Raw genomic sequence first — 25,952 nt, 5'->3', positions numbered from 1 at the left:
GCCATGGACGTCTTGATGAAGCATGAAATGCCGCCCGCGGGCGGCGAACTGATCGAGCAGAACGGCTCGCGTCTACGCGTGATCCACGCGCAGCCGGGTGGTTCGGTCGACGCGGCGATTGCGTCGCTGACGGGCGCGTTGCTGGAGACGGGCGGCGTGCTGCTGCGCGGCTTCGAAGCGCTCGGCGCGAGCGGTTTGAACCGCGTCGCGGCACTGCTCGGCGAGCCGCTGCAAGCCTACGAATTCGGCTCGTCGCCCCGCACGCAGGTGGACAAGAGCGTGTTTTCGTCGACCGAATATCCGGCCAGCCAGTGGATCGAGCAGCATAACGAACAGTCGTACACGACCAAATGGCCGTCGCGCATTCTGTTCTATTGCGAGACGCCGGCTACGCGCCAGGGCCAGACGCCGATCGCGGATAGCCGCGAGGTTTACCGCCGACTCGATCCGGCACTGCGCCGGCTGTTCGACGAGAAGCAGATCATGTACGTGCGCAACTACGGCAACGGTCTCGACGTCCCCTGGCAACAGGTCTTCGGTACCGACGAACACGCCGAAGTCGAACGTTTCTGCCGCGCCAACCGCATCGGTTTCGAATGGTTCGACGACGGCGAAGCGCTGCGCACGCGCCAGATTTGCCAGTCGCAATTGCGTCACCCCGTGACGGGCGAGACGGTCTGGTTCAACCAGGCGCATCTGTTTCACGTCACGAATCTGCCTGCGGACACGCGCGAGGCCTTGCTCGAACTGGTCGACGAAGCCGCGCTGCCGCGCAACACCTATTTCGGCGACGGCACGCCGATCGACCCGCAGATGCTCGACGAGATTCGCGGCGTTTATCGCGAGACGACCCTGGCATTCGACTGGCAGGCCGCCGACCTGCTGATCCTCGACAACCTGCTGATGTCGCACGGCCGCGCGCCGTTCGAAGGCAAGCGGCGTGTGCTGGTCGCGATGGCCGCCTGAGGTTCGGGCGCATGGGTTCATCCGCATTTCATCTGGCAAACGCCAACGCGTTGCACTTTGCCGTTGCCGTTCTTTCAAACCCGGTTCCCGCAACCGACAGGATTTTTCGATCATGACGCAAGCCTTGCCACCGCTATTCGACTTCACTCCTTTTGTCGGCCGCAGCGAGCACTACGTCTCGCTGATCAGGCAGTTCGCGCAAGCGCATGCGTTCCGCAGCGCGAGCGTCGACGAACTGGTGCTGGACAACGATTTCCATCGCCGCCCGCTGCGTCCCGAGGACTTCGAGTTCCTCAAGTTCATGAAGCCGGTGCGCGCGGATAACGTGAGCCGTCTGCCGTCGCTCGCGGCCAATCGCACGCTGCTGTCGATTTACGAGCTCGACGTGCTGCGCGCGCCGCACACGGCCGAGTCCGCCGACTGGCAGCGTTTCGCCGATTTCTATCGCGACGACGTACGGACCCTCGGCGCCGAAATCGCGCCGTTTCTCGAGAATTACGCCTTCTCGTACCTGAGCAGCGAGGCCGATCCGTCGCACGATCTGGCGGCGGCCGGCGCGCAACTGCGCGCGATCGTCGACGCCGAACTCGCGTTCTGGGACGCGACCTTCGCGCGGCTGATGCGCAACGACTACCTGGAAGAGGGGCTGCGCTTCATCATGGTCCAGCGCTGGGCGCTCGCGCCGAGCAAACGCCGCGCGCTCGCGCAGGCGCAGGCACGCGGCTTCCTCGACACGCTGCCGCACGACGCGCATCCGGTCCTGAGCGGCGGCTTCCCGGAAGAGGGCCTGCTCGAACGCGTGGCCGGCGCGTGCGGCGTGACGCGCCAGCAGCACGCTTACTGGCAGTTCTATCTGCCGACCAGCACCGCTAAATGCAACCTGCTGAGCGCGCTGGGCCGCCGTCCGGGCAGCGCCTTTGCGTTCGTCGGCGCGGCGTTCGCGGCGCAGGCGGAATGGCTCGCGTTCGGTCTCGCGCTCGAACGCGCGTGCGTGCATCTGCAGCCGGCCGGCAAACGTCCGGCCGATGCCGGCGCGCTGAAAGCGGAACTCGTGTCGCGTGCGGAACGCGCGTTCGCGCACCTCGCCGAGAAGCATGGCTCGCTGGCTTATGCACAGGCCCTGCAAGGTCTCGACGCCGGCGACAAACTCGCCGACCGCGGCCGCTGGGATCTCGGCGAACAACTGCGCTGGCTGTCGGCGATCGAACGTTATTGCGGTTTCGCGCGGCAAATCAGCACGCGCATCGACGCCGAATGCCCGGACATCGATCGCGAGACTTTTGTCGAACCGCATGAAATGTGCTCGACGACCCACGTGCATAACGACCACCGTCTCGTCACCATCGAAGAAGGCGAGATGCTGTTCTGGGGCAACGTCGGCATGCAACTGAAGATGAATCGCGGCGACATGGTGCTGATTCCCGACGGACGTCTGCACGGTTCGACCGTGGTCTCGGGCGAATGCACGTATCACCAGCCGATCATCCCCGACGACTGGGTCCAGGCACTGACTGCCGAACTCGATCCGGCACCCGCGCGCTGACGCACGGCCCGGCTCGACGCGTATCAATCACGCGCTCCGCAGAGAGCGCCGATTCTCCCCACTCGACACTCCCCGCCGTACGCATGCGCGACGGCATCGGCACGTTCTGACGCGATTGTCCTGCCCGGTCCTTCCGAGGCGGCGACTGCGCGTCGGCGCTATCGGAACAAGAGGAAGGAAATGCAAGCAGATAAATCAGTGGCAGGTGGGCAGGCCGGCAACGGCATCGAAACGGACTTCGTTGCCGGCGACTGGAAAAGCCGCGTGATCGAAGGCAGAAAAACCGGCGCAAGCGTGACGCTGCCGGCGTGGTTAGATGCTTCGTACGAGACGTTGCGCACGCACGTGATGGACCCGGCTTACCCCTGTTTCTTCGGCACGATCGCCGAGCGGCGCGGCGAGATGTTCTATTCGTTCGTCAACGGCAAGGACATTGCCGATCTGCCGGCCACCATGCAAACCTTCGCCGAGTTGGCCTCGCGTCCCGAGTACCGCAAGAACAATATCGCGGTGTTTTTCGAGCCCGATGCCGAACCGCTTTCGCACGACACCTATCACGAACTGTTCTGGAACGCGCTGCAGACGCTGCACAACGTCGACCCGGATCCGGAAGCCGACAACCAGCCGCCGCCGTCGCACGAAGACTGGGAGTTTTCGTTCGCCGGCGTGCAGATGTTCGTGGTCTGTGCGTGCCCGTCCTTCAATACGCGCCACAGCCGCAATCTCGGCCCCGGCATGGTGCTGCTGTTTCAGCCGCGCAGCGTGTTCGTCGATACGATCACCAATAAGGTGATTGGCCGCGAGGCACGCATTCAGGTGCGCAAGCGCCTCGAAACCTGGGACGACGTGACCGCGCATCCGGACCTCGGCTTTTATGGCGATCCGGGCAATCTCGAATGGAAGCAGTACTTTCTCACCGACGAAAACATTCCGGCCAGCGACCAGTGTCCGTTCCTCAAGCGCAACAAGCGCGAGATCGCCGCGGGCCTGCAGACGCTGAACGCAGCGCCGGTGGCCGTGTCGGCGCACGGTGAATTTAAAGCCGACGCCGACGCCGACGCCGACGCGCAAGACCTCATCGGCAGAATGCTCCATCACGTGGCGACGCAGCCGGACCGCATCGCCGTGCGGTTTCTCGCCGACGGCGAGCGCGACGAACAGGTGCTCACTTACGGCCAGTTGCATCGCCGTGCGCTGGCGTGTGCCGAGCATCTGTCGCGCACCGCGCAACGCGGCGAGCGCGCGATTCTGCTGTTGCCGAGCGGGCTCGACTACGTGGTGGGCTTCCTCGGCTGTCTGTATGCCGGCGTGATCGCGGTGCCGGCATATCCGCCGGAGTCGTCCAATCCGCAGCATTTGCAACGGGTCAAGGCGATGCTCGACGACTGCACGCCGCGCGTGATGCTCACCGACAGCGCGCACGCGGAACTGCTGGCGAACCTTGCCGCGAACGCAGAGGCACACGCACGCGCAGAAGCGGAACCGGCCGCCAAGCCCCGCACGACCCTCCTGCTCGACGCGCTGCCGCCAGCCGTGGCGAGCGCATTCGAGCTGCAACGCCCGGCCGCCGCCGACATCGCGTTCCTGCAGTACACCTCGGGTTCGACGGCCGCGCCGAAGGGCGTGATGGTGAGCCACGGCAACGTGCGCGCCAACGAGATCGCAATTCGCGACGCGATGGCGTTCAGCGCGGACGACGTCATGGTGAGCTGGTTGCCGCTCTATCACGACATGGGTCTGATTGGCGGATTGCTGGCGCCGCTGTTCGTCGGCTTCCCGGTGGTGCTGATGACGCCCGCCCATTTTCTCGAACGCCCGGCGCGCTGGCTGCAGGCCATCTCGAACTATCGCGCGACCGTGAGCGGCGGCCCGAACTTCGCGTTTCAACTGTGTGCCGAGCGGGTGCGCGCCGAGCAACTGACCGAGGTCGACCTGTCGACATGGCGCGTTGCGTTCTGCGGCGCGGAGCCGATTCGCGCCGCTGCGCTCGAAGGTTTCGCCCGCGTGTGCGCCGAGGCGAACTTCTCGCAGCGCGCGCTTTACCCGTGCTACGGCCTGGCGGAAGCGACGCTGCTGGTGAGCGGCGTCGACGCCGGCCAGGGTTACGCGCTGTTCGAAGCCGAACGCCATGCGCTCGCCGCCGGTCGTGCGCAGCGCGTCGCTGCCGCCGATAGCCTGGAGAAAGCGCAAGCCACGCGCCTCGTCGAAGGCGGACGCGTGCAGGCGCATCACACGGTGCGGATCGTCGACCCGCGCAGCGGCGCCGACGTCGCGAGCGGCGCGATCGGTGAAATCTGGTTCAGCGGGCCGAGCGTCGCGCAAGGCTACTGGAACAATCCGCAGGCGAGCGCCGAGACGTTCGTGAGCGACGACGCCGGGCGCTGGCTGCGTACCGGCGACCTCGGTTTCATGGCGGACGGACGTCTGTACGTGAACGGCCGCGTCAAGGACCTGATCATCGTGCGCGGCCAGAACTTCTATCCGCAAGATATCGAGGCGACGCTGAACGCACGCGTCGACGCACTGCGGCCTGGGCGCGTGGCGGCCTTTGCCGTGACGCAAGGCCGTGACGGCGAAGCCGGCGAGGGCATCGGCATCGCCGCGGAAATCTCGCGGGCCACCGCGCGCGATCTCGACGAAGCCGCGCTGTTCGCGCAGATCGAAGCCGCGATTCTCGACGCGCACCGCGAGCCGGTCGCCGCCATCGCGATCCTGAAGCCGGGCTCGCTGCCGCGCACGTCGAGCGGCAAGCTGCGCCGCGCCGACTGCGCACGCGGCTGGCGCGAACAGACGCTGGACGTTTTCACCCGCTATTCCCGCGACGAAACTGGCGTGTCGACGCGCAACGGCACACGCCGGGAGGCCGCCACGCCGACCGAAGCTGCGCTGCTGGCAATCTGGCAATCGGTATTCGAGTCCACCGGCCTGTCCTGCGACGCCGATTTCTTCGCGCTCGGCGGCCAGTCGATCACCGCGACCGCGCTGGTCGCGCGCATTCGCGCCGCGTTCGGCCGCGACGTGCCGCTCGAATTCGTGTTCGAGCATCGCTCGATTGCCGCGCAAGCGGCATGGCTCGATGCCGGGCAACCGGACGCGGGCCATGAAGAACGCGCGGTACCGTTCAACGGCGCGAACCTGCAGGCCGATGCGACGGCACTCTCGCCCGGTCAGCGCGCGCTGTGGTACCTATGGCGCGAGGCGCCGGAGAGTTCGGCCTACAACGTGTCCGGCGCGTTCCGTCTGGACGGCACGCTCGACGTCGCGAAACTGGCCGACGCTGTGCGGGCGCTCGTGCGACGTCACGCGCAACTGAACCTGCGCGTGCGCCAAGACGGCGTCAACCTGCAAGCGGCTTTCGACGCGGACGCGGCGCAGCTCGACGTGATCGACACGCGAACCTGCAATCAAGGCGCGGACGAACTGGTCGCGGCGCTGGTCGACGCGCCGTTCGATCTCGAACGCGGCCCGCTGTTCCGCGCGCATCTTGTACACGGAGAAGAGGGCTCGCCGACGCTGGTGTTGTCGCTGCATCACATTATCGCGGACGCGCAATCGTGCGCGGTGTTGCTGCGCGATCTCATGAGCCTGTATGCGTCAGCCGATTCGCTGGCCGTGTTGCCGGCCACCTACGCGGACTACAGCGCCGCGCAGAACGCTTTCACCGGTTCGGACGCGGAGCACGCGCAACTCGACTTCTGGCGTGCCACGGTTGGCGACGCGAGTCCGGTCGCGCGCCTGCCGGCCGACCGGCCGCAGCGCGCTCAAGCGCCGCGCGGCCACCAACGCGGCGGCCGTTTGCGCATCGACCTGCCTGCGCAACTGGGCGACGCGCTGCGCCACGTCGCGAACGACGAAAGCACGACGCTCTTCACGGTCTTGCTCAGCGCGTTCGCGGTCGCCCTCGAACGTCACGCTAACCAGTCCAGCATCAGGATCGGCGTGCCGGTCTCGAACCGCCGCGATCTCGCGCTGGAGAACGTGGTCGGCTACTTCGTCAACACGACGGTGGTGTGCGCGCAAGTCGAGCGCGGACAAACGTTCGGCGCGTTGGTCGACACGCTGCAACAGCGCCTGCTCGCCGCACGCCGTCACGCGGACGTGCCGTTCTCGCGCGTAAGCGACGCGTTGCGCCATCGCGGTCCGTTGTTCGAGGTCATGTTCAATCTCGAAGAAGCCGTGCTGCGCGCGACCGACGCACCTGCCGGCCTGAGCCTGAGCGATCTCGGCGTGCGTCCGCGCGACGTGCCGTTCGAATTGTCGCTCGACGTCACCGCGCGCCGCGACGGCGTGTCGCTGTCGTTCAGCTATCTCGCAAGCCGCTTCGACGCGGCCACGATCGACGCGTTCGCGCGCCGTTATGTCGGCCTGCTCGAACAGATCGCGACGAATCCGTCGATGAAAATCGGTCAATGGCAAGTGGACGAGGTGGCGGCGTTGGCCGCACCGGCCGCTGCCGTCGTGACTCACGCGAATGAAGGCGCGGACTTCGTGGCGCTGACCGCGCGTATCGAGCGTCACGTGCGGGAAACGCCGCACGCGATCGCGTTGCGCTGCGACGGCGAAGCGCTCAGCTATGTCGAGCTGTCGGCGCGCGCCGCGCAACTCGCGAACGCGCTGCATGCCGCCGGCGTGCAGGCCGACGAGTCGGTGGCGATCCTGCTCGGCCGCACGCCGACGCTGGTCGCGGCCATGCTCGGCACGCTGCGCAGTGGCGCCTGCTATGTGCCGCTCGACGCTGCCTATCCCCACGAACGGATCGCGCACATGCTCAAAGACGCGCGCGCCTGCGTCGTCATCACCGACGAAGCGCACGCCCGCGAGCACGCCGAAGCACTGGCCGGCCGCCGCCTGATCCTGACCGGCCAGGTCGCCGGCGCGGCGCCGCTCGCGTACGGCGAAGCGGCCGCCGAGTCGCGCACCGAATCGCACGCCAACTCGCACCTCGAAGCGCCGGCCCGCGTGCAGCCCGACCAGCTTGCCTACATCGTCTTCACCTCCGGATCGACCGGACGGCCGAAAGGCGTCGCGATCTCGCAGCGCGCGTTGACCGCGCACATCGACGATTTCATCGCGATGCACGAACTCGGCCGCGACGACGTGCTGCTGCAATTTTCGACCCTGAGTTTCGACGCGTCGATCGAACAACTGTGGCCGGCGCTCGCCGTCGGCGCGACGGTGACGATGCGCGGCGACACCTCGTGGGACCCCGACCGACTCGAAGCGCATCTGCGCGCCGAGCGCGTCACGCTGGCGGATCTGCCTACGTCTTACTGGCGCGAATGGGTCGGCACACTCGCCGGCCGCGAACGCACCGGCGCAGCGACCGCGCTGCGCACCATCACGATCGGTGGCGAAGCGGTGTCGGCGGATCTGCTCGGCCGCTGGCAGAACGGACCGTTCGGTCATGTGCGTTTCGTCAATACATATGGGCCGACCGAAACCACCGTCGTGGCGCTCGCGCATCGCACGCTGGCCGAGGACGCGGCGTGCGGCGTGGTGCCGATCGGCAAGCCGCTCGCGCGGCGCCGGGTCGTGCTGCTGGACCGTTACGGCGACGCGGTGCCGGTGGGTGGCGTCGGTGAGCTGTGCATCGGCGGCCCGACGCTGGCGCGCGGCTATATCGGCCAGCCCGGTATCAGCGCCGCCGCGTTCGTGCCGGATAGCTCGGGCGAACCGGGCGCGCGCCTCTATCGAACCGGCGATCTGTGCCGGCAGCGTGCCGATGGGAGCGTCGACTATCTCGGCCGACTCGATCAGCAACTGAAGATTCGCGGCGTGCGCGTCGAGCCGGGTGAAGTCGAGACCGCGCTGCGTCAGATCCCGGGCATCGGCGATGCGCTGGTCATGGCGCATCTCGGTGCGGCGCAAACGGAACCGCAACTCGTGGCGTACGTGGTCGCCAGCGGCGCGCAACCGCTCGACGCCGCCAGTCTGCGCCGCACACTGGCTGAGATGCTGCCGCCCGTGATGATCCCGACCGCCTTCGTGACCCTCGACGCGTTCCCGCTGACGGCGAACGGCAAGCTGGATCGCCGCGCGCTGCCGGCTCCGTCGCATGACACCTCCGGCGACACGTCGGCCAATGTCGATCTGAGCCCGCTCGAAGCGCAATTGCTTGCGCTCTATCGCGAGGTCCTGCAACAGCCGTCGTGCTCGGCCGACGACGATTTCTTCGCGCTCGGCGGCGACTCGATCCTGTCGCTGCAACTCGTGGCGCGCGCCAAACAGGCCGGCCTCACGCTGACATCGCGGCAGATTTTCGCGGCGCCGCACGTGCGGGGTCTCGCCCAATTGCTGGCGAGCGAACCCGCCGGCGCGAATGCCTCGGCCGCCCCCACGCAGACCGCGCGATGGGCGGCGAACCCGCTGCCGCGTCACGACGGCGAAGCGGCGGCCAACGGCGCCGCCGGTCTGGCGCAACGCAGCCCATCGGCGGGCCTGAGCGAAGCGCAGATCGCGGAACATTTCGTGCAGGCCGATGCAATCGAAAGCCTGCATCCGCTCTCGCCGATGCAGCGCGGCATGCTCTCGCACGCCCTGCATGCGCAGGCCGATCCGTATTATGTGCAGCACACCTTCACGCTCGACGGTATCCGCGATCCGCAACGCTTCGAGCAAGCGTGGCAAGCGGTGGTGGCGCGGCATCCGATTCTGCGCACCGACTTCCACTGGGACGGCTTGCCGGTGCCGGTCCAGGCTGTGCGCAAGCAGGGCGCGCTCGCGCTCGATCTGCGCGACTGGCGCGGCGTGGAAGCGCAAGCGCTGCGTGAGCGGCTGATTGCCGAATGGCGCGCCGCGCATGCGCAAGGTTTCGACTTTGCCAACGCTGCGGCGTTGAAGCTCGCGATGATCCGCGTGGACGCCGAGCGCTATGTGCTGGCGTGGTGTTTCCATCACATTCAACTGGACGGCTGGAGTCTCGCGGCACTGTTCAACGAAGTGGCGCTGACGTATTCGCAACTCGTGGCACCGGCCGCCGCTTCGGGTGGCGCCGTCGCCGACACGACGCCGGCGCCCGAGGCGCAAGCCGCCGCAGCGCCCGGCTTCGGCCATTACGCGGACTGGCTCGCGGCGCAGTCGTTCGAGGTGTCGGCGCAATGGTGGCGCGACGCGTTGGCCGGTTTCGACGAGCGCACGCCCGTGCCGTTTGCGAGCAGTGCGCGTTCGCGTGGCGAGGCGTCGAATGGCGCAAGCGCCGAAGCGAGGCGCTACGCCGAGCAGCATGTCGACCTCGAGGTCGGCTTGAGCGAGGCGCTGCGCAATTTCACGCGCACCCACGGCATCACGCTCAATACGCTGATGCAGGGCGCGTGGGCCTGGTTGCTGGCGCGTCACAGCGGCAAGCGCGACGTCGTGTTCGGCATGACGACCGCCGGCCGCAGCGCGCCGCTGGAAGGTATCGAACGTTCGGTCGGGTTGTTCATCAACACGGTGCCGCTGCGGGTGGCGGTGCCGGCGGAGCAGGGCGTCGCCGCATGGCTGCACGATTTGCAGCGTCATGGCGGCAGCGTGCGCGAGCACGAACTGATGCCGCTCGACGCGATTCAGGCCGGCAGCGAACTGGGCGCCGACCAGGCCTTGTTCGACACGATCGTGGTGTTCGACAACTTTCCGATCGATCCTCACATGACGCAATACCCGCACGGCATTCACACGGCGTCGCACGCCGAGTTGCCGCTCACGGACGACGTGCAGGGCGCCGATACGTTCGGCCGTAATCACTTCGCGTTGAGTCTGGTGGTTTCGCCCGCGCCGCAGCCGCGCGTGGTGCTCGCCTACGACCGTCTCGCGATCGGCGACGCCGAGGTGGCCGCGTTGCAGCGGCAATTGCTGGCGGCGCTCGCGCAACTGACGAGTTCGGCCGACGCGCCGCTCGGTGCGCTCGGCTGGCAGCAGACGCCCGACGCGCCGTTGCTGCCGACACCGCGTGCCGCCACGCAATCCGCCGACCCAACGAGCCTGTTGCAGATCGTTGCCGCACGCGCGGCGCACGAACGCACGGGCGCAGCCGATGCCCTGGTGTTCAACGGCGAACGCATGAGCTGGTCGGCGCTGTGGGCATGGTCGGGGCAGATCGCGCGCCGGCTTGCTGCCGCGCAGGATGCGCAAGGTGCGTCGGCGGGCCGGCCGCAGACGGAGCCGCATATCGCGCTTCTGTTGCCGCGCGGTCCCGCGCTGGTCGCCGGCATTCTCGCCGCCTGGCGCGTCGGCGCGGCCTACGTGCCGCTGGACCCCGGTCATCCGGCGCAACGGCTCGCGTGGCAGATCGAGGATTGCGGCGCCACGCTGTGTCTCTGCGAAGCGCGTCCGTCGTGGCTGCCCGAGGCGATTGCCGCGGTGCCGCCGGCCCGTCATTTCGCCGACGGCGCGGGCTTCGTCGACCGTGCCGTCGCGGCGCATGCGGTGCATCCCGCACAAACCGCGTACGTGATCTACACGTCGGGTTCGACCGGACAGCCGAAGGGCGTGGCGGTCAGCCACGGCGCGTTGCGCAATTACACGCGCTCGCTGGTGGCGCGTGTGCCGGCCGCGATCCGAAGCGCGGCCTACGTCTCCACACCGGCCGCCGATCTCGGCCACACGGTGCTGTTCGGCGCGCTGTGGGCAGGCTGGACGCTGCATCCGCTCGATGAAGACTGTGCGTTCGATCCGGACCGGTTCGCCGCTTATATCGGTCAGTACGAGATCGATCTGTTGAAGATCGTGCCGGGTCATCTCGCGTCGCTGCTGCAGGCGCGGCAGGCCGCGCGCGTGCTGCCGCGCCAATGTCTGATCGTGGGCGGCGAAGCGACGCCGGCCGCATTGGCGGCCCGCATCAGAGCGCTCGCGCCGCGCTGCCTGCTGCTGAACCACTACGGGCCGACCGAGACGACGGTCGGTGCACTGACCGGCGTCGCGCCGGACGATCTCGCGCAAGCGGCCTCGCTCACGCTCGACGAACCGATCGACGCGATGTGTGTCGCGATCGTCGATCAGAACGGGCACGCGGTGCCGCGTGGCGTGGCGGGCGAGTTGTGCATCGGCGGCGCGGGGCTGGCGCGTGGTTATCTGCATCAGCCGGGCCGGAGCGCCGAGCGCTTCGTGCCGGACCCGCACGGTGCGACTGGCGAACGCCTGTATCGGACCGGCGACCGCGCGCGCCGTCTCGCCTCGGGACGCATCGAATGGCTGGGCCGGATCGACGAACAGGTGAAGATTCGCGGCTTCCGCGTCGAACCGGATGAGATCGCGGCGGTGCTGCGCGGCTTGGCCGGCGTACGCGATGCCGCGGTGCTGGCGCGTCGTGTCGAAGGCGACGGCAACGACGGCCGCCTTCGTCTGACCGCCTACGTCTGCGGCGAAGCGCTCGACGACGCAGCGTTGCGGCAGAGCCTCGTCGCGTTGCTACCCGACGCGCTCGTGCCCGCGCAGATCATCGTGCTCGCGCAGTTACCGCTGACGAAGAACGGCAAGCTGGACCGCGCCGCGCTCGACGCGCTGACCGAACCTGCGCAGGCGCGGCGCAGCGTCGAGCCGCCGGCTAATCCGGTCGAAAGCCGCTTGCTGGCGATCTGGTGCGAGGTGCTGGGCCGTGCCGACATCGGCGTGCTCGACAACTTCTTCGAGGCGGGCGGCGATTCGATCCTCAGCCTGAAGTTGATCGCGAAAGCGCGCCGCGCGGGGCTGTCGTTGTCGCCGAAACTCGTGCTGGGCCGACCGACCGTGCGCGCGCTGGCGGCGCAAATCGCGGTGCAGACGGACTCATCGTCGGACGCATCGTCGAACCCGCAAACGACGGGCGGAACCTCGTCGCCGGGCGCTGCCGCAGTCGGCAATCAAACTTTGAAGTCGTGGCTGGAAGAACTCGAATGAATGCGTTGAACCAATCCTTGGCAGTAGATGAAAGCGTGTCGCCAGTCCCCGCACACGACGCCGACGAGCTTCTCGAGATCTCGCGCCGCTATGCGAGTCTGCCGCACGAGCGCCGTCGCACGTTTCGCGAAAAGCTGCGCTCGCACGGCTTCGACATCGGCCAGTTGCCGGTGGTGGCGCTACCCGCGGACGCCGCCGATACCGACGCAGCGGCGCTGGTGGCGCTATCGCCGCTATCGCCCGCGCAGGAACGCCTGTGGTTTCTGTGGCGTCTGAATCCGGCCGGCGTCGCGTACAACATGTCGGGCCTATTGCGACTGCGCGGGGCGGTTGACGAAGCGGCGTTGCACGCCACCTTCACCGCGCTGGTCACGCGTCATGCGTCGCTGCGCACGCGCTTCGCGGAGCACGATGGCGAGCCGCGTCAGCGGGTGGACGACGAACCGGCGTTCGGCTGGGCGTCTCACGTGCTCGCCGCCCCCGGCGAGGCGCAAGTGCAGGCCACGCTGGAGCGGCTCGCGTGGCAGCCGTTCGATCTCGAACAGGGGCCGCTGCTGAGGGTCGATCTGGTTCGCACCGCGGCCGACGATCTGCGCCTGCTGGTGTCGATGCATCACATCGTGTCCGACGGCTGGTCGATCGGCGTGCTGTTCGCCGAATTCCTGGCACTTTACGAAGCGGCGGCGACCTCCGCCGAGCGCGTGCCGCTCGCACTCGAAGCGCGCGCCGGGCTGGAGCCGCTGCGCATTCAATACGCGGACTACGCGCGCTGGCAGCGCGAATGGTTCGACGCCGAAGCGCTCGCGCCGCAACTCGACTATTGGCGTGCACAGCTCGCGCCGGCCGGGATCGATCCGCTGGCGTTGCCGTTCGACCGCAGCCGCAAGGGTGCCCGCGCCGGCACGGCCGGCACCGTGTCGGCCCGCGTGCCGGCTGCGACGGCGCAGGCGCTCAGACAGGTCGCGCAAGCGCGCGGCACGACACTGTTCGCCGCCTTGCTGGCCGCGTTCGATGTGCTGCTGTACCGCTATACCGGCGCGCACGACGTGCGTGTGGGCGTGCCCGTGGCCGGCCGCCACGGCGCTGACACGGCCGGGTTGATCGGCTTCTTCGTGAATATGATCGTGATGCGCGTGGCCGTGCGCGCGGGCGACGATTACGCCACGTTGCTCGACCAGGTGTCGGTACGTCTCGGTGAAGGGCAAGGCAATCAGGACCTGCCGTTCGCGCGGCTGGTCGAGGCCTTGCAGCCCACGCGCGAAACCGGCCGTACGCCGCTGTTCGACGTGGTGTTCAACATGCGCCAGCATCCGTCGCATCGCGCGTCGCTGCCGGGGCTGGAAGTGGAAAGCGCGGCGCTGAACGTCGATGCCGCGCAGTTCGATCTGAGCCTGAACGCGGCAGAGACGCCACAAGGGATCGAGCTGTCGTTCGATTTCGCGAGCGACGTGTTCGACACGGCGACGGTCGAGCGCTTGCTGGCGCATTACGTCTCGATTGTCGAGGAAGCGGCGCATGCGCCGCAGACCCGGATCGGTGCCTTTGGGCTGGCCGATAGCGCCGTGTCCTGTGCTACCGCTACCGCTACCGCTGCCGCGCATCCGGCGTTCGCGTTCGAACCGGTGAGTGTCTCGATCGAAACGCAGGCGCGTCTGCGTCCCGATTCAATCGCGGTGAGCTGCGACGGCGAAACGCTCACGTATGCACAACTCGATGCATGGTCGAACCGCATCGCGCATCGTCTGGTTGCGCTGGGCGTGAAACGCGACGAGCGGGTGGGCGTGAGCCTCGAACGTTCGTGCGCGCTGGTCGCTTCGCTGCTCGGCGTGCTGAAGGCGGGCGGCGCGTATGTGCCGCTCGATCCGTCGTATCCGGCCACGCGCCTGAGCGCGATGATCGCCGATGCGAACGTGACGCGGGTGGTGCTGGACGATGCCGGTGCGGTCTTCGAAGGCTGCGAGCCCGTTCAGGTTGCGGACGTCGGCACCGAGTCCAGCGAACCGTGCGGTGTTGTCATCGACCCGGAACAACTGGCCTATGTGATTTTCACGTCGGGCTCGACCGGACGTCCGAAGGGCGTGGGCATCACGCAGGCGAACGTAGCGCGTCTGCTGTCGGCGACCCGCGCGCCATTCGCATTCGACGAGCGTGACGTGTGGACGCTGTTCCATTCGTACGCGTTCGACTTCTCGGTGTGGGAGATCTTCGGCGCGCTGGTGCATGGCGCGCGGCTGGTGGTCGTGCCGTACTGGAGCGCGCGCGACACGCGAGCGTTTCACGCGCTGCTGCGCGAACAGCAGGTGACGGTGCTGAACCAGACGCCGTCTGCCTTCGTGCCGCTGATGCAGCACGATCTGGAATGCCGTCGTGCGGGGGCGGCGTCGCTCGACAGTCTGCGTGTCGTCGTGTTCGGTGGCGAGAAGCTGGAACCGTCGCTGCTCGGCGAGTGGATCGAGGCAGGCGGCGCGCAGGCGCCGGCGATGGTGAACATGTATGGCATTACCGAGACGACGGTCCACGTGACGTATCGGCGCCTCGCGCGCGACGAAATGGGGGCGGGCGCGCGCAGCGTGATCGGCGAGGCGCTCGCGGACCTGACGCTGCACGTGCTGGACGAAGACATGAATCCGGTGCCGCGTGGCGCGACGGGCGAGCTGTATGTGGGTGGTGCGGGACTCGCGCGCGGCTATCTGGGACGGCCCGGGCTGAGTGCGGAGCGTTTCGTGCCGGACCCGTGGTCGCCGAACAGTGCGCGTCTGTACCGCTCGGGCGATCTGGCGCGGCGTGAAGCGGATGGCGAGATCGTTTATATCGGCCGTAACGACGCCCAGGTGAAGATTCGCGGTTTCCGTATCGAACTGGGCGAGATCGATGCGGCGCTGGCCGCCTTGCCGTCGGTGCGGGAAGCGCGCGTGCTGGCGCACGAGGGGCGTACGCTGGTGGCCTACGTGGTGCCGCGTGCGAACCAGGCGTGCGATGTTGCGCAATTGGAGGCGTCGCTGGCGGGCGTGCTGCCGGCCCATATGGTGCCGGGCGCGTACGTCCTGCTCGACGCGTTGCCGCTCACGCACAACGGCAAGCTCGACCGCGCGGCGTTGCCCGCGCCGCAGGCGCCGGGGGCCGGCGAACCCGGCGAACACGTCGAACCCGTCACGCCTTCCGAGCTCGCGCTCGCGCAGATCTGGCGCGACGTGCTCGGCCTCGAACGCGTCGGCGCTCATGACGATTTCTTCCGTCTCGGTGGCGATTCGCTGCTGGCCGTGCGCGTTCTCGCGCGCATACGCGGTGCGGTCGGTCACGACGTGCCGTTGCAGGCGGTCTTCGATCATCCCGAACTGCAACGCTTCGCGCGTTACCTCGACGAACTGGCGCAAGCCACACCCACGTCGGCACGCGACGCGGTCATTCCGCGCCTCGTGCAACCCGGCGAAGCGGTGGCGCTTTCGCATGCGCAGGAGCGTATGTGGATGCTCTGGCGCCTCGAACCCGATAGCGCGGCGTACAACATTGCCGGCGCGCTGCAACTGAACGGCGACTTGTCGCTGCGGGCCTTGCGCAGCGCGATGCACGCGCTGGTTCGACGGCACGACGCCTTGCGTCTGCGCTTCACGGAAGCCGGCGGCGTCGCGCGTCAGCAGATTGTCGAGGCGGACGACGGCCATGCGCTGGATTGGCGCGAATACGATTTGCAAGGCCGTGTCGCTGAACTGGACGGCCAGCTTCGCGACTTCGCCCGGCAGCCGTTCGATCTGCTGGGTGGCCCGGCGTTGCGCGCCGCTCTGTTCACACTGGACGCGACGACGCACGTGCTGGCGTTGTCGATGCATCACATCATTGCCGACGGTTGGTCGATCAAGGTGCTGATCGACGACTTCAGCGCGCTCTATACGGCCGCGCTGGAAGCGCCGCAACAAGCCACGACGTTGCGTGAGTTGCCGATCCGCTACGCGGACTTTGCGCTGTGGCAGCGTACCCGGATCGACGAAGCCGTCCTCGATACGCAACTCGATTTCTGGCGCACGACACTCGGCGCGTCGCATCCGGCACTGGACTTGCCGGTGGATCGCGAGCGGCGCGAAGCGCGTTCGGGCGCGGGCGGCCGGGTGTCGCGCACGCTGCCGCGCGAACTTGGCGAGCGGCTGCGCGCAAGTCAGACCGGCGCGGGCGTGACGCTGTTCATGAGCCTGCTCGCGGCTTTCGACGTCTTGCTTTACCGCTACACCGGCTCGGCCGATATCCGCGTCGGCATTCCGGCGGCGGGGCGCGAGCGGATCGAGACCGAAGGCGTCGTAGGCTTCTTCGTCAATACGTTGGTGATCCGTAGCGAACTGCGCGCGCGGCAGAGTTTCGCGCAACTCGCGGCGCAAGTGCGCGACCGCGTGTTGGCCGCGCATGCCAATCAGGACGTGCCGTTCGGGCGGGTCGTCGACGCGTTGCAGCCGGAGCGCAATCTGCTGCAAACGCCGTTGTTCCAGGTGATGTTCGATCTGCGTGTCGACGACGGCATTCAGGCGTTGCAATTGCCGGGTTTGACGGCACAGCGTCGCGACATGGGCTCGGACAGCACGCAATTCGATCTGATGCTGCATGCCGATGAGCGCGACGGCGCGCTCGAGTTGTCGTTCAGTTTCGCGAGCGACGTGTTCGACACGGCGACGGTCGAGCGCTTGCTGACGCATTACGTCGCGATTGTCGAGGAAGCCGCGCGTGCGCCGCAGACCCGGATCGGTGCCTTTGTGCTGGCCGATAGCGCCTTGTCTTGGGGTACCGCGACCGCCGCTGCGCAGCCGGGCTTCGCGTTCGAGCCGGTGAGCGTGTCGATCGAAACGCAGGCGCGACTGCGTCCCGATGCGCTCGCGGTGAGCTGCGACGGCGAAACGCTCACGTATGCGCAACTCGACGCGTGGTCGAACCGCATCGCACATCGTCTGGTTTCGCTGGGCGTAAAGCGCGACGAGCGTGTCGGCGTGAGCCTCGACCGTTCGTGCGCGCTGGTCGCCTCGCTGCTCGGGGTGCTGAAGGCGGGCGGCGCGTATGTGCCGCTCGATCCGTCGTATCCGGCCGCGCGCCTGAGCGCGATGATCGCCGATGCGAACGTGACGCGGGTGGTGCTGGACGATGCCGGTGCGCTCTTCAAAGGCTGCGAGCCCGTTCAGGTCGCCGACGTCGGCAACGAGTCCAGCGAACCGTGCGGTGTCGCCATCGACCCGGAACAGCTGGCCTATGTGATTTTTACGTCGGGCTCGACGGGGCGTCCGAAGGGCGTGGGCATCACGCAGGCGAACGTAGCGCGTCTGCTGTCGGCGACCCGTGCGCAATTCGCATTCGACGAGCACGACGTGTGGACGCTGTTCCATTCGTACGCGTTCGACTTCTCCGTGTGGGAGATCTTCGGCGCGCTGGTGCAGGGTGCGCGGCTGGTGGTCGTGCCGTACTGGAGCGCGCGCGACACGCGAGCGTTTCACGCGCTGCTGCGCGACCAGCAGGTGACGGTGCTGAACCAGACGCCGTCGGCCTTCGTGCCGCTGATGCAGCACGATCTGGAATGCCGTCGTGCTGGGGCGGCGTCGCTCGACCGTCTGCGTGTCGTCGTGTTCGGTGGCGAGAAGCTGGAACCGTCGCTGCTCGGCGGGTGGATCGAGGCAGGCGGTGCCCATGCGCCGGCGATGGTGAACATGTACGGCATCACCGAGACGACGGTCCACGTGACGTATCGCCGCCTCGCGCGCGACGAAATGGGGGCGGGCGCGCGCAGCGTGATCGGCGAGGCGCTCGCGGACCTGACGCTGCACGTGCTGGACGAAGACATGAATCCGGTGCCGCGAGGCGCGACCGGCGAGCTGTATGTGGGTGGTGCGGGACTCGCGCGCGGCTATCTGGGACGGCCGGGGCTGAGCGCGGAGCGTTTCGTGCCGGACCCGTGGTCGCCGAACGGTGCGCGTCTGTACCGCTCGGGCGACCTGGCGCGGCGTGAAGCGGATGGCGAGATCGTTTATATCGGCCGTAACGACGCCCAGGTGAAGATTCGCGGTTTCCGTATCGAACTGGGCGAGATCGATGCGGCGCTGGCCGCCTTGCCGTCGGTGCGCGAAGCGCGCGTGCTGGCGCACGAGGGACGCACGCTGGTGGCCTACGTGGTGCCGCGTGCGAACCAGGGGTGCGATGTTGCGCAACTGGAGGCGTCGCTGGCGGGCGTGCTGCCGGCCCATATGGTGCCGGGTGCGTACGTCCTGCTCGACGCGTTGCCGCTCACGCACAACGGCAAGCTCGACCGCGCGGCGTTGCCCGCGCCGCAGTCGCCAGGGGCCGGCGAACCCGGCGAGCACATTGAACCGGTCACGCCTTCCGAACTTGCGCTCGCGCAGATCTGGCGCGACGTGCTCGGCCTCGAACGCGTCGGCGCTCATGACGATTTCTTCCGCGTCGGCGGCGATTCGATCCTCAGCTTGCAGGTCGTCGCGCGCGCCCAGGAAGTGGGTCTGGACATCACGCCGCGTCAGTTGTTCGAGCATCCGAACATTGCGGCGCTGGCGGCCGTTGCCGATACGCAGCGCGATCGGCCACGCGCGCGGGCCAGTGTCGAACGTCACGACACGATGCCGTTGACGCCGATCCAGTCGTGGTTCTTCGAGCTGCATCCGCGCGGCGAATCGCACTGGAATCAGGCGGTGCTGCTGCGCTCGGACGCCGTGCTCGACACGCGTGCGCTGCAAAGCGCATGGCAGCGTTTGCAGAAGCGACACGACGCGTTGCGTTTGCGTTTCGTGCGCGATGGAGCCACCGCTGCCGAAGCGGCGAATACGTTGGACACTTCGCCCAACGGAACCGGCGGCTGGCAACAACGCGTGCTGCCGTTCGACGGCGGCACGCAAATCGACAGCGTCGATCTGCGCACGCTGCCGGATGCCGCCGCGCGACTCGACGCACGCTGCGAGGAAGCACAACGCAGCCTCGATATTGAACGTGGGCCGCTGTGCCGTCTGCTGCACATCGCGATGGACGACGGCGAGCGCGTGCTGATCGTCGTACACCATCTTGCGGTCGATGGCGTGTCGTGGCGGATTCTGCTGCGCGAACTGGAGCGCGATTACAGCGCGGCGCTCGCTCACCCGCACGACACGAAAGACGAGACCGGCGCACCGACACCGTGGAGCGCCTGGGTCGCCGTGCAGCGCGCGCATGCCGCCTCGGCTGAAGTCGTGGCGGACGCGTCCGCCTGGCGTGCAGCGCTCGCCGCTGCCGACGCCTGGTTGCCGCTCTCCAAAGATGCCGGGTCCGCCGCGACGTTCGGCGCGAGCCGCACGCGCGAAGCGCGCTTCGATGCCGACCTGACGCGCAGATTGTCGAGCCACGCGACACGCGCCTATCGGCTGCGCGTCGACGAACTGCTGCTGACTGCCTTCGCGCAAACCTTGAGCGGCTGGCGCGAGCGGCCGGGCGCGCTGATCGACGTCGAAAGCCATGGACGCACGCATCCTGTCGGCGAGCTCGATCTAAGCGGCACGCTGGGCTGGTTCACGACGCGCTATCCGCTGTGGATCGACACGCCGGACGATGCCGCCGAGGCGCTGCTGCGCGTCAAGGATCAGGTGCGCGACGTGCGCTTCGACGGCATTCAATGGATGTGGCTCACGCATACCGACGCCGCGCGTCCGCTCGCCGATCTGCCGCGCGCCCAGGTGAGCTTCAACTATCTGGGGCGCTTCGACACCTCGCTCGAACAGAACGGCCAGTTCCGCTTTGCCGACGAAGCGGGCGGCACGCCGCTCGCCGCCGGTTCGCCGCTGCCGTATGCGATCGACGTCAACGGCCTGATCGCGAACGAAGGGTTGTCGCTGACCTGGCGCTACAGTCCCGCGACAATCGACGACGCGACCATCGCGCGTCTCGTCGACGATTTCGAAACGCGCGTGCGGCGCCTGGTCGACCATTGCGAAGCGGCGCAGGCCGTCCCGACGCGGCAGGATTTCGAACTGGCACGTCTTACGCGCGCGCAGTTCGATGAAGTCGCCGCGCAACTGCCGGGCGATGTCGCGGATCTGTACCCGGCCACGCCGCTGCAACAGGGCATTCTGTATCACAGCCTGATCGACGAATCGCAACAGAGCTACACGAACCAGTTGCATCTGACGCTGAACGGTCGGCTCGACGTTGCCGCGCTCGACAGCGCGTGGCAACGCGCGGTTGCGCGGCACGACATTCTGCGCACGCAGTTTTTCTGGCAGCACGACGGCGCGCCGCTGCAAGTGGTGAGGCGGGCGGTGAGCCTGCCGTTCGAACGGGTGTCCCTGAACGCGCAGGATAGCGACACGTACGCGCTGCGGCTCGCACAATGGCGTGACGCGGATCTGCGCAAGGGCTTTCGCTTCGACGCAGCACCGCTGATGCGCGTGGCCTTGTTCGAACGTCCGGATGGCGCGCACGATCTCGTCTGGACCCACCATCATCTGTTGATGGACGGGTGGAGCAGCGCGCAGTTGCTCTCGGAAGTGGCGCAGACCTACCGCGCGCTGACCGCCGGCGAAGCCGAAACGGCGACGGCGCCCGCGCCGCGTTTTCACGATTACATCCGCTGGCTGCAGGCGCAACCGGACGGTGAAAGCTGGTGGCGCGAACAGCTCGCGCGCCGCGATGAACCCGCGCAGTTGCAGGCCGGCGTGGGCCGGCCGGCCGTGCCGGGGACGGGTATCGCGCAGCGGCGCGTCGTGCTCGACGACGCGCTTTGCGCCGTGCTGTCGCAGGCTGGCCGCACGCTCGGCGTGACCTTGAACACGATCGTGCAGGGCGCATGGGCGTTGTTGCTGACGCGTTACGGCAATCGGCAGCAGGCCGCCTTCGGCGTAACGGTGTCGGGTCGTCCGGCCACACTGCGCGGTTCGCAGCAGATGCTCGGACTGTTCATTCACAGTTTGCCGCTCTACGTAGACGCGCGACCGGATGCGCGCGTAGCCGGCTGGCTGCGCGGCATCCAGGAGCAAAACGTCGCGCTGCGTCAGCACGAACACACGCCGCTCGCGCAAATTCAGCAATGGGCGGGGCAGGGCGGCGAGTCGCTGTTCGACTCGCTGCTGGTGTTCGAAAATTATCCGATCGATGAAGGCGCGCGCGATCAACGCGGCGCGTTGGAAATTGTCGCCAACGAATCGGTGGACCCGACGCATTACCCGCTCACGCTGTCGATTTTGCCGCGTGAGGGCGTCGAGATCGAGTGGTCGTGGAATGCGGCGTTGTTCGATGCGTCGACGATCGAGCGCCTGAGTAGCCACTACGTGTCGCTGCTGAGGCAGATCTGCGAGGCGGGTGAACGGCGCCTGTGCGAACTGTCGATGGACGAGGGCGCGGGGGCGTCGAGCGTGGCGCAACGGGTTGCTTATCCGTATGCGTCGACGGTGTCGCGCTTCGAGGCGCGGGCCCGCTCCTGCAGCGCGGAGCTTGCCCTGATCTGCGAGGACGAGCGCGTGAGCTACGCGCAACTGGATGGCTGGGCGGACCGGCTCGGTGTCTCGCTGATGCAGGCCGGGATAGCGCACGAGGATCGGGTGGGGGTGTGTCTGGAGCGCTCGGCGGGGCTCGCCGCGGCGCTGCTCGGGATCTGGAAGGCGGGCGCTGCGCAGGTGCCGCTGGATCCGGCCTATCCGGAAGGACGCCTGCGCGAGATGATCGAGGACGCGGGCGTGCGCTGCGTGATCGTCGACGCGGCGAGCGCGGCGCGGCTGGCGCCGGTGCTTGAAGGGTGCGCGCAGGTGCGGATCGTGGATGAAGGCGCCGGGCCTGGGGAAGGCGCTGAGCCTGATGACCGAGCCGGGCTGGAGGAAGGTGCGCTGAGCGCGTTGCGCGAGCGTACCGCATCGATCCATCCTGAGCAGCTCGCGTACGTGATCTACACGTCGGGCTCGACCGGGCGGCCCAAGGGCGTGGCCGTGAGCCAGCGTTCGCTGGCGCTGCACCTGGACGACTTCATCGGGACGTACGGGATCTCGGCGCAGGACACGCTGCTGCAGTCGTCGACGATCAACTTCGACGTGGCGCTGCACGAACTGCTCCCCGCCCTGCTGATGGGCGGGCGCGTCTGCATGCGCGGGGCGTCGGCGTGGGACCTGCAGGCGCTCAGCGGCGCCCTCGCGGCGCATCGGGTGACGTTCTCGCGGATTCCGACCGCGCTGTGGCAGCAGTGGCTGGGCGAGGCGCCTTCGCGTGAATCGCTGCCGGCGCTGCGGCAGATCACGGTGGGCGGCGAAGGGCTGCCGGGCGATGCGCTGGCGCGCTGGTTCCGGGGTGGTCTCGCATCGGTGCGGCTGGACAATCTGTACGGGCCGACCGAGACGAGCGTCGCAGCGCTGTATCGACGCACGCAGCCCGAAGATATCCACCATGTGAGCGCGCCGATCGGTGTCGCGTATCCGGGACGCAGTGTGTGCGTGCTGGACGCGGATGGCAACGAAGTGCCGGTGGGCGGGCTCGGTGAGTTGTGCATCGGCGGCGATTCGCTCGCGCGCGGCTATCTGGGCCGCGCCGGACTGACTGCGGAGCGCTTCGTGCCGTCGCCGTACGGCCACGGCGAGCGGCTGTATCGCAGCGGCGACCTGTGCCGTCTGCGGGCGGATGGCTGCATCGAGTATCTGGGCCGGCTGGACCAGCAGGTGAAGCTGCGCGGTTACCGGATCGAGCTGGGCGAGATCGAAGTGCAGCTGCGCGGCTGTGCCGGGGTGGATCAGGCGGTCGTGGCGCTGCGTGGGGAGGGCGAGCGTCGGCGGCTGGTGGCGTACTGGGTGGGCGAGGCGCAGGCGGGCGAGCTGCAGGCGGCGTTGCAGGCGCGTCTGCCGGGGTACATGGTGCCAGGCGGCTGGATGAAGCTCGCACAGCTGCCGGTGATGGCCAACGGCAAGCTGGACCGGGGCGCGTTGCCGGCGCCGCGCGAGGATCAGGAGGTGCAGAGCGTGGCCCCGCGTAGTGAGCGCGAGGCGCGGTTGCGCGACATCTGGGCGGCGGTGCTGGGGCGCGAAGCGCAGCAGCTTGGCGTGACGCAGAACTTCTTCGAGGCGGGGGGCGATTCGATCGTGAGCCTGCAGCTGATCGCGAAGGCGCGACAGATGGGGCTGAAGCTGACGCCCAAGCAGGTGTTCGATCATCCGACGATCGAGGCGCAGGCGCGCGTGGCGGTGGTGCTGGCGGAGTCGGGTGAGGGGGAAGGTGAAGGGTCGCGGGCGGGGCAGGCTGAAGTGCACGACGCGGTGCCGCTGACGCCGATCCAGCAGTGGTTCTTCGAACGGTTCGCGCAGGCGCCGTCGCACTGGAATCAGGCGGTGCTGCTGCGGGTGCGCGGGAGTCTGGATGAGGCGCTGCTGGAGCGTGCGTTGCAGGCGCTGGTGGCGCAGCACGATGCGCTGCGGTTGCGGTTTGTGCGCGACGCGGGGACGGGGGGCTGGACGCAGCGGGTGGTGCCGGTGGCGGTGGCATCGGATGCTGCGGATGCGATGCCTCCCACGGGTCTGGTCGAACGGATCAGCGTGGGCGACGCCGAGGGCTGGGAACAGGCGTTGTACGAGGCCTGCACGCAGGTGCAACGGCAACTGGATCTGGGCAACGGTCCGCTGCTGAAGGCGGCGTGTCTGGACGTGGGCCGTCATGGCCAGCGGGTGCTGCTGGCGATCCATCATCTGGCGGTCGACGGCGTGTCGTGGCGCATCCTGCTCGAGCAGTTGCAGCAGGCCTATGAGCAGGCGGAGCGCGGCGAGGCGATCGGGATGGGCGCACGCAGCACGCCGTTCAGCGTGTGGAGCGTGCGTCAGCAGGAGTACGGCATGCGTGCCGAGCGGCTGGCGGAACTGGGCTGGTGGCAGCAGCGGTTGACGGGGGTGATGCCGTGGCCGCCGTTGCGGACGGCGGCGCAGGACGCGGTGCAAAGCGGTGCTGAGCGAACCCACGCGACGCAAATGGGTGTGACGCAAACGGGTGAGACGCAAACCGGTGCGACGCAAACCGATACGACGCAAACCGATACGACGCAAAGCGGGGTGACGCAAACCCACGCGACCCAAACCCACACGCTGCGTCTTGACGCCCCCACCACCTCGGCGCTGCTCTACAACAGCGCCCGCAATACCGGCCTGACGCCAGAAGTGCTGCTGCTGGCCGCGCTCACGCAAACCCTGTCGCAACGCAGTGGCCAGTCGCGGGTGCTGATCGAACTCGAAGGCCACGGCCGTGAGGACGTGCTCGACGACATCGATCTGACGCGCACGGTTGGCTGGTTCACGACGCGCTATCCAGTGGTCTTCGAAGCCGCGACCGACACGACGCACACGCTGCACACGGTGCGCACGTCGCTCGCCGCCGTGCCGCAGCGCGGGCTGCACTGGGGGCTGCTGGAAGCGCGTGGCGCTATCGACCCGACGGTGCACGAAGCCCTCGCAGGCCTGCCGCGCGCGCGGGTCGGCTTCAACTATCTCGGCCAGTTCGACGCGAGCCTGCCCGATTCATCGCGCTTCGCGTTCGCCGACGAAGCGGGCGGCGAATCGGTGCAAGCGGACCTGCAGGACGCGCAGATCAAGGTGTTGCAACTCGACGCGCTGGTGGCCGGCGGCGAATTGCAGATCAGCTGGCGCTACCGCACGCCGCATCTCACGCAAGAGGAAATCGAAGCGTGTGCGGCTGGCTTCCGGCACAACCTGCACGCGATGATCGAGAGCCTAGGCGTTTCCGTGCAGCGTTCGACTCCAGCCGAGCCGCATCTTTTCTCGTCGCGCTACGCCGTCGACGACGATGACGAATCGGGTATCTGGGTTCAACGCTTCAATGCCGAGTCGGCGGTCAACGTCACGCGTTCGGTCCGCGCGGAAGGACAACTCCCGGCCGGCCTTCTCGCGTTGAATAGCCTGCGCGCGCCCGAGCGGCTTTTCTGTATCCATCCCGGATACGGATTGGTCGCCGAATACAGTTACCTCGCGGAAGCGCTCAACGGCGTAGCCACCGTCTACGCGATCCAGTCGCCGATGTTCTCCGACAGCGCATGGTCGGTGGAAAGCTTCGAGGCGCTCGCGCGCGATTACGTCGAACGAATCCGCACCGTGCAGCCGCAGGGCCCTTACCGGCTGCTCGGCTGGTCCTTCGGCGGACGGGTCGCCGTGGCGATGGCGGCCTGTCTGGAAGCGCAGGGCGAGACGGTCGACCTGGTCGGTCTTGGCGATACGGCCTCGCATTTCAGCTTGCCGCCTTCGGCCGAAAGGGACGCGGACCCTCGCGAAGTCGAAAGCGAATCCGCCGACCTGCCTGCGTTTTCGCGCGCGTTGCGGCTGGCCATGCGTGTCGACGCGTACCACGTGGAATTGCTCCGCGCCCACGCGTTGCCGCGCATCGTCGCACCCATCACGTTATGGCGGGCCGCGCAAAGCGAGGTGGGAGCCGAGCGTCGTCTCGACTGGGCTCATCACACCGCGGGCCAATACCGGGAGACGCTGGTGAGCGCGTCGCACTCGACCATCCTGAGGCAAGCATTGCTTCACGACGAGTTGCGTGCCTGGTTCACGGCGCGCCGCTGAGCGGCAACGGTTGAACGCCAGCCGCGCGTTCACCACCTACACGCCGCAACGCA

At 67.9% G+C, this 25,952-nt stretch carries 4 protein-coding genes; all 4 read left to right on the top strand.

Going from position 1 to position 25,952, the window contains the following annotated elements:
• Window positions 1–3: 3 nt before the first annotated feature.
• Entirely contained in the window at window positions 4–966 is a 963-nt protein-coding gene (locus BX591_RS10880) for a TauD/TfdA family dioxygenase (protein ID WP_111931086.1), read from the top strand.
• 112 nt (window positions 967–1,078) lie between these two features.
• A complete protein-coding gene (locus BX591_RS10875; RefSeq protein WP_111931084.1) occupies window positions 1,079–2,509 on the top strand; it encodes a cupin domain-containing protein in 1,431 nt (476 codons plus the stop codon).
• Window positions 2,510–2,689: 180 nt separating this feature from the next.
• Window positions 2,690–12,361 (top strand): non-ribosomal peptide synthetase, encoded by a 9,672-nt coding sequence (locus BX591_RS10870; RefSeq protein WP_111931082.1) that lies wholly within the window; start codon window positions 2,690–2,692, stop codon window positions 12,359–12,361.
• 17 nt (window positions 12,362–12,378) lie between these two features.
• Window positions 12,379–25,899, top strand: a complete 13,521-nt coding sequence (locus tag BX591_RS10865) for a non-ribosomal peptide synthetase (RefSeq protein ID WP_167444525.1) — start codon at window positions 12,379–12,381, stop codon at window positions 25,897–25,899.
• The last annotated feature ends 53 nt before the right edge of the window (window positions 25,900–25,952 follow it).

It is taken from the genome of Paraburkholderia bryophila, assembly GCF_003269035.1.
GTDB classification, from domain to species: Bacteria; Pseudomonadota; Gammaproteobacteria; order Burkholderiales; family Burkholderiaceae; genus Paraburkholderia; species Paraburkholderia bryophila.
Note: the sequence above shows the minus strand (reverse complement) of the source record. Positions and strands in the feature narration are given on the sequence as shown.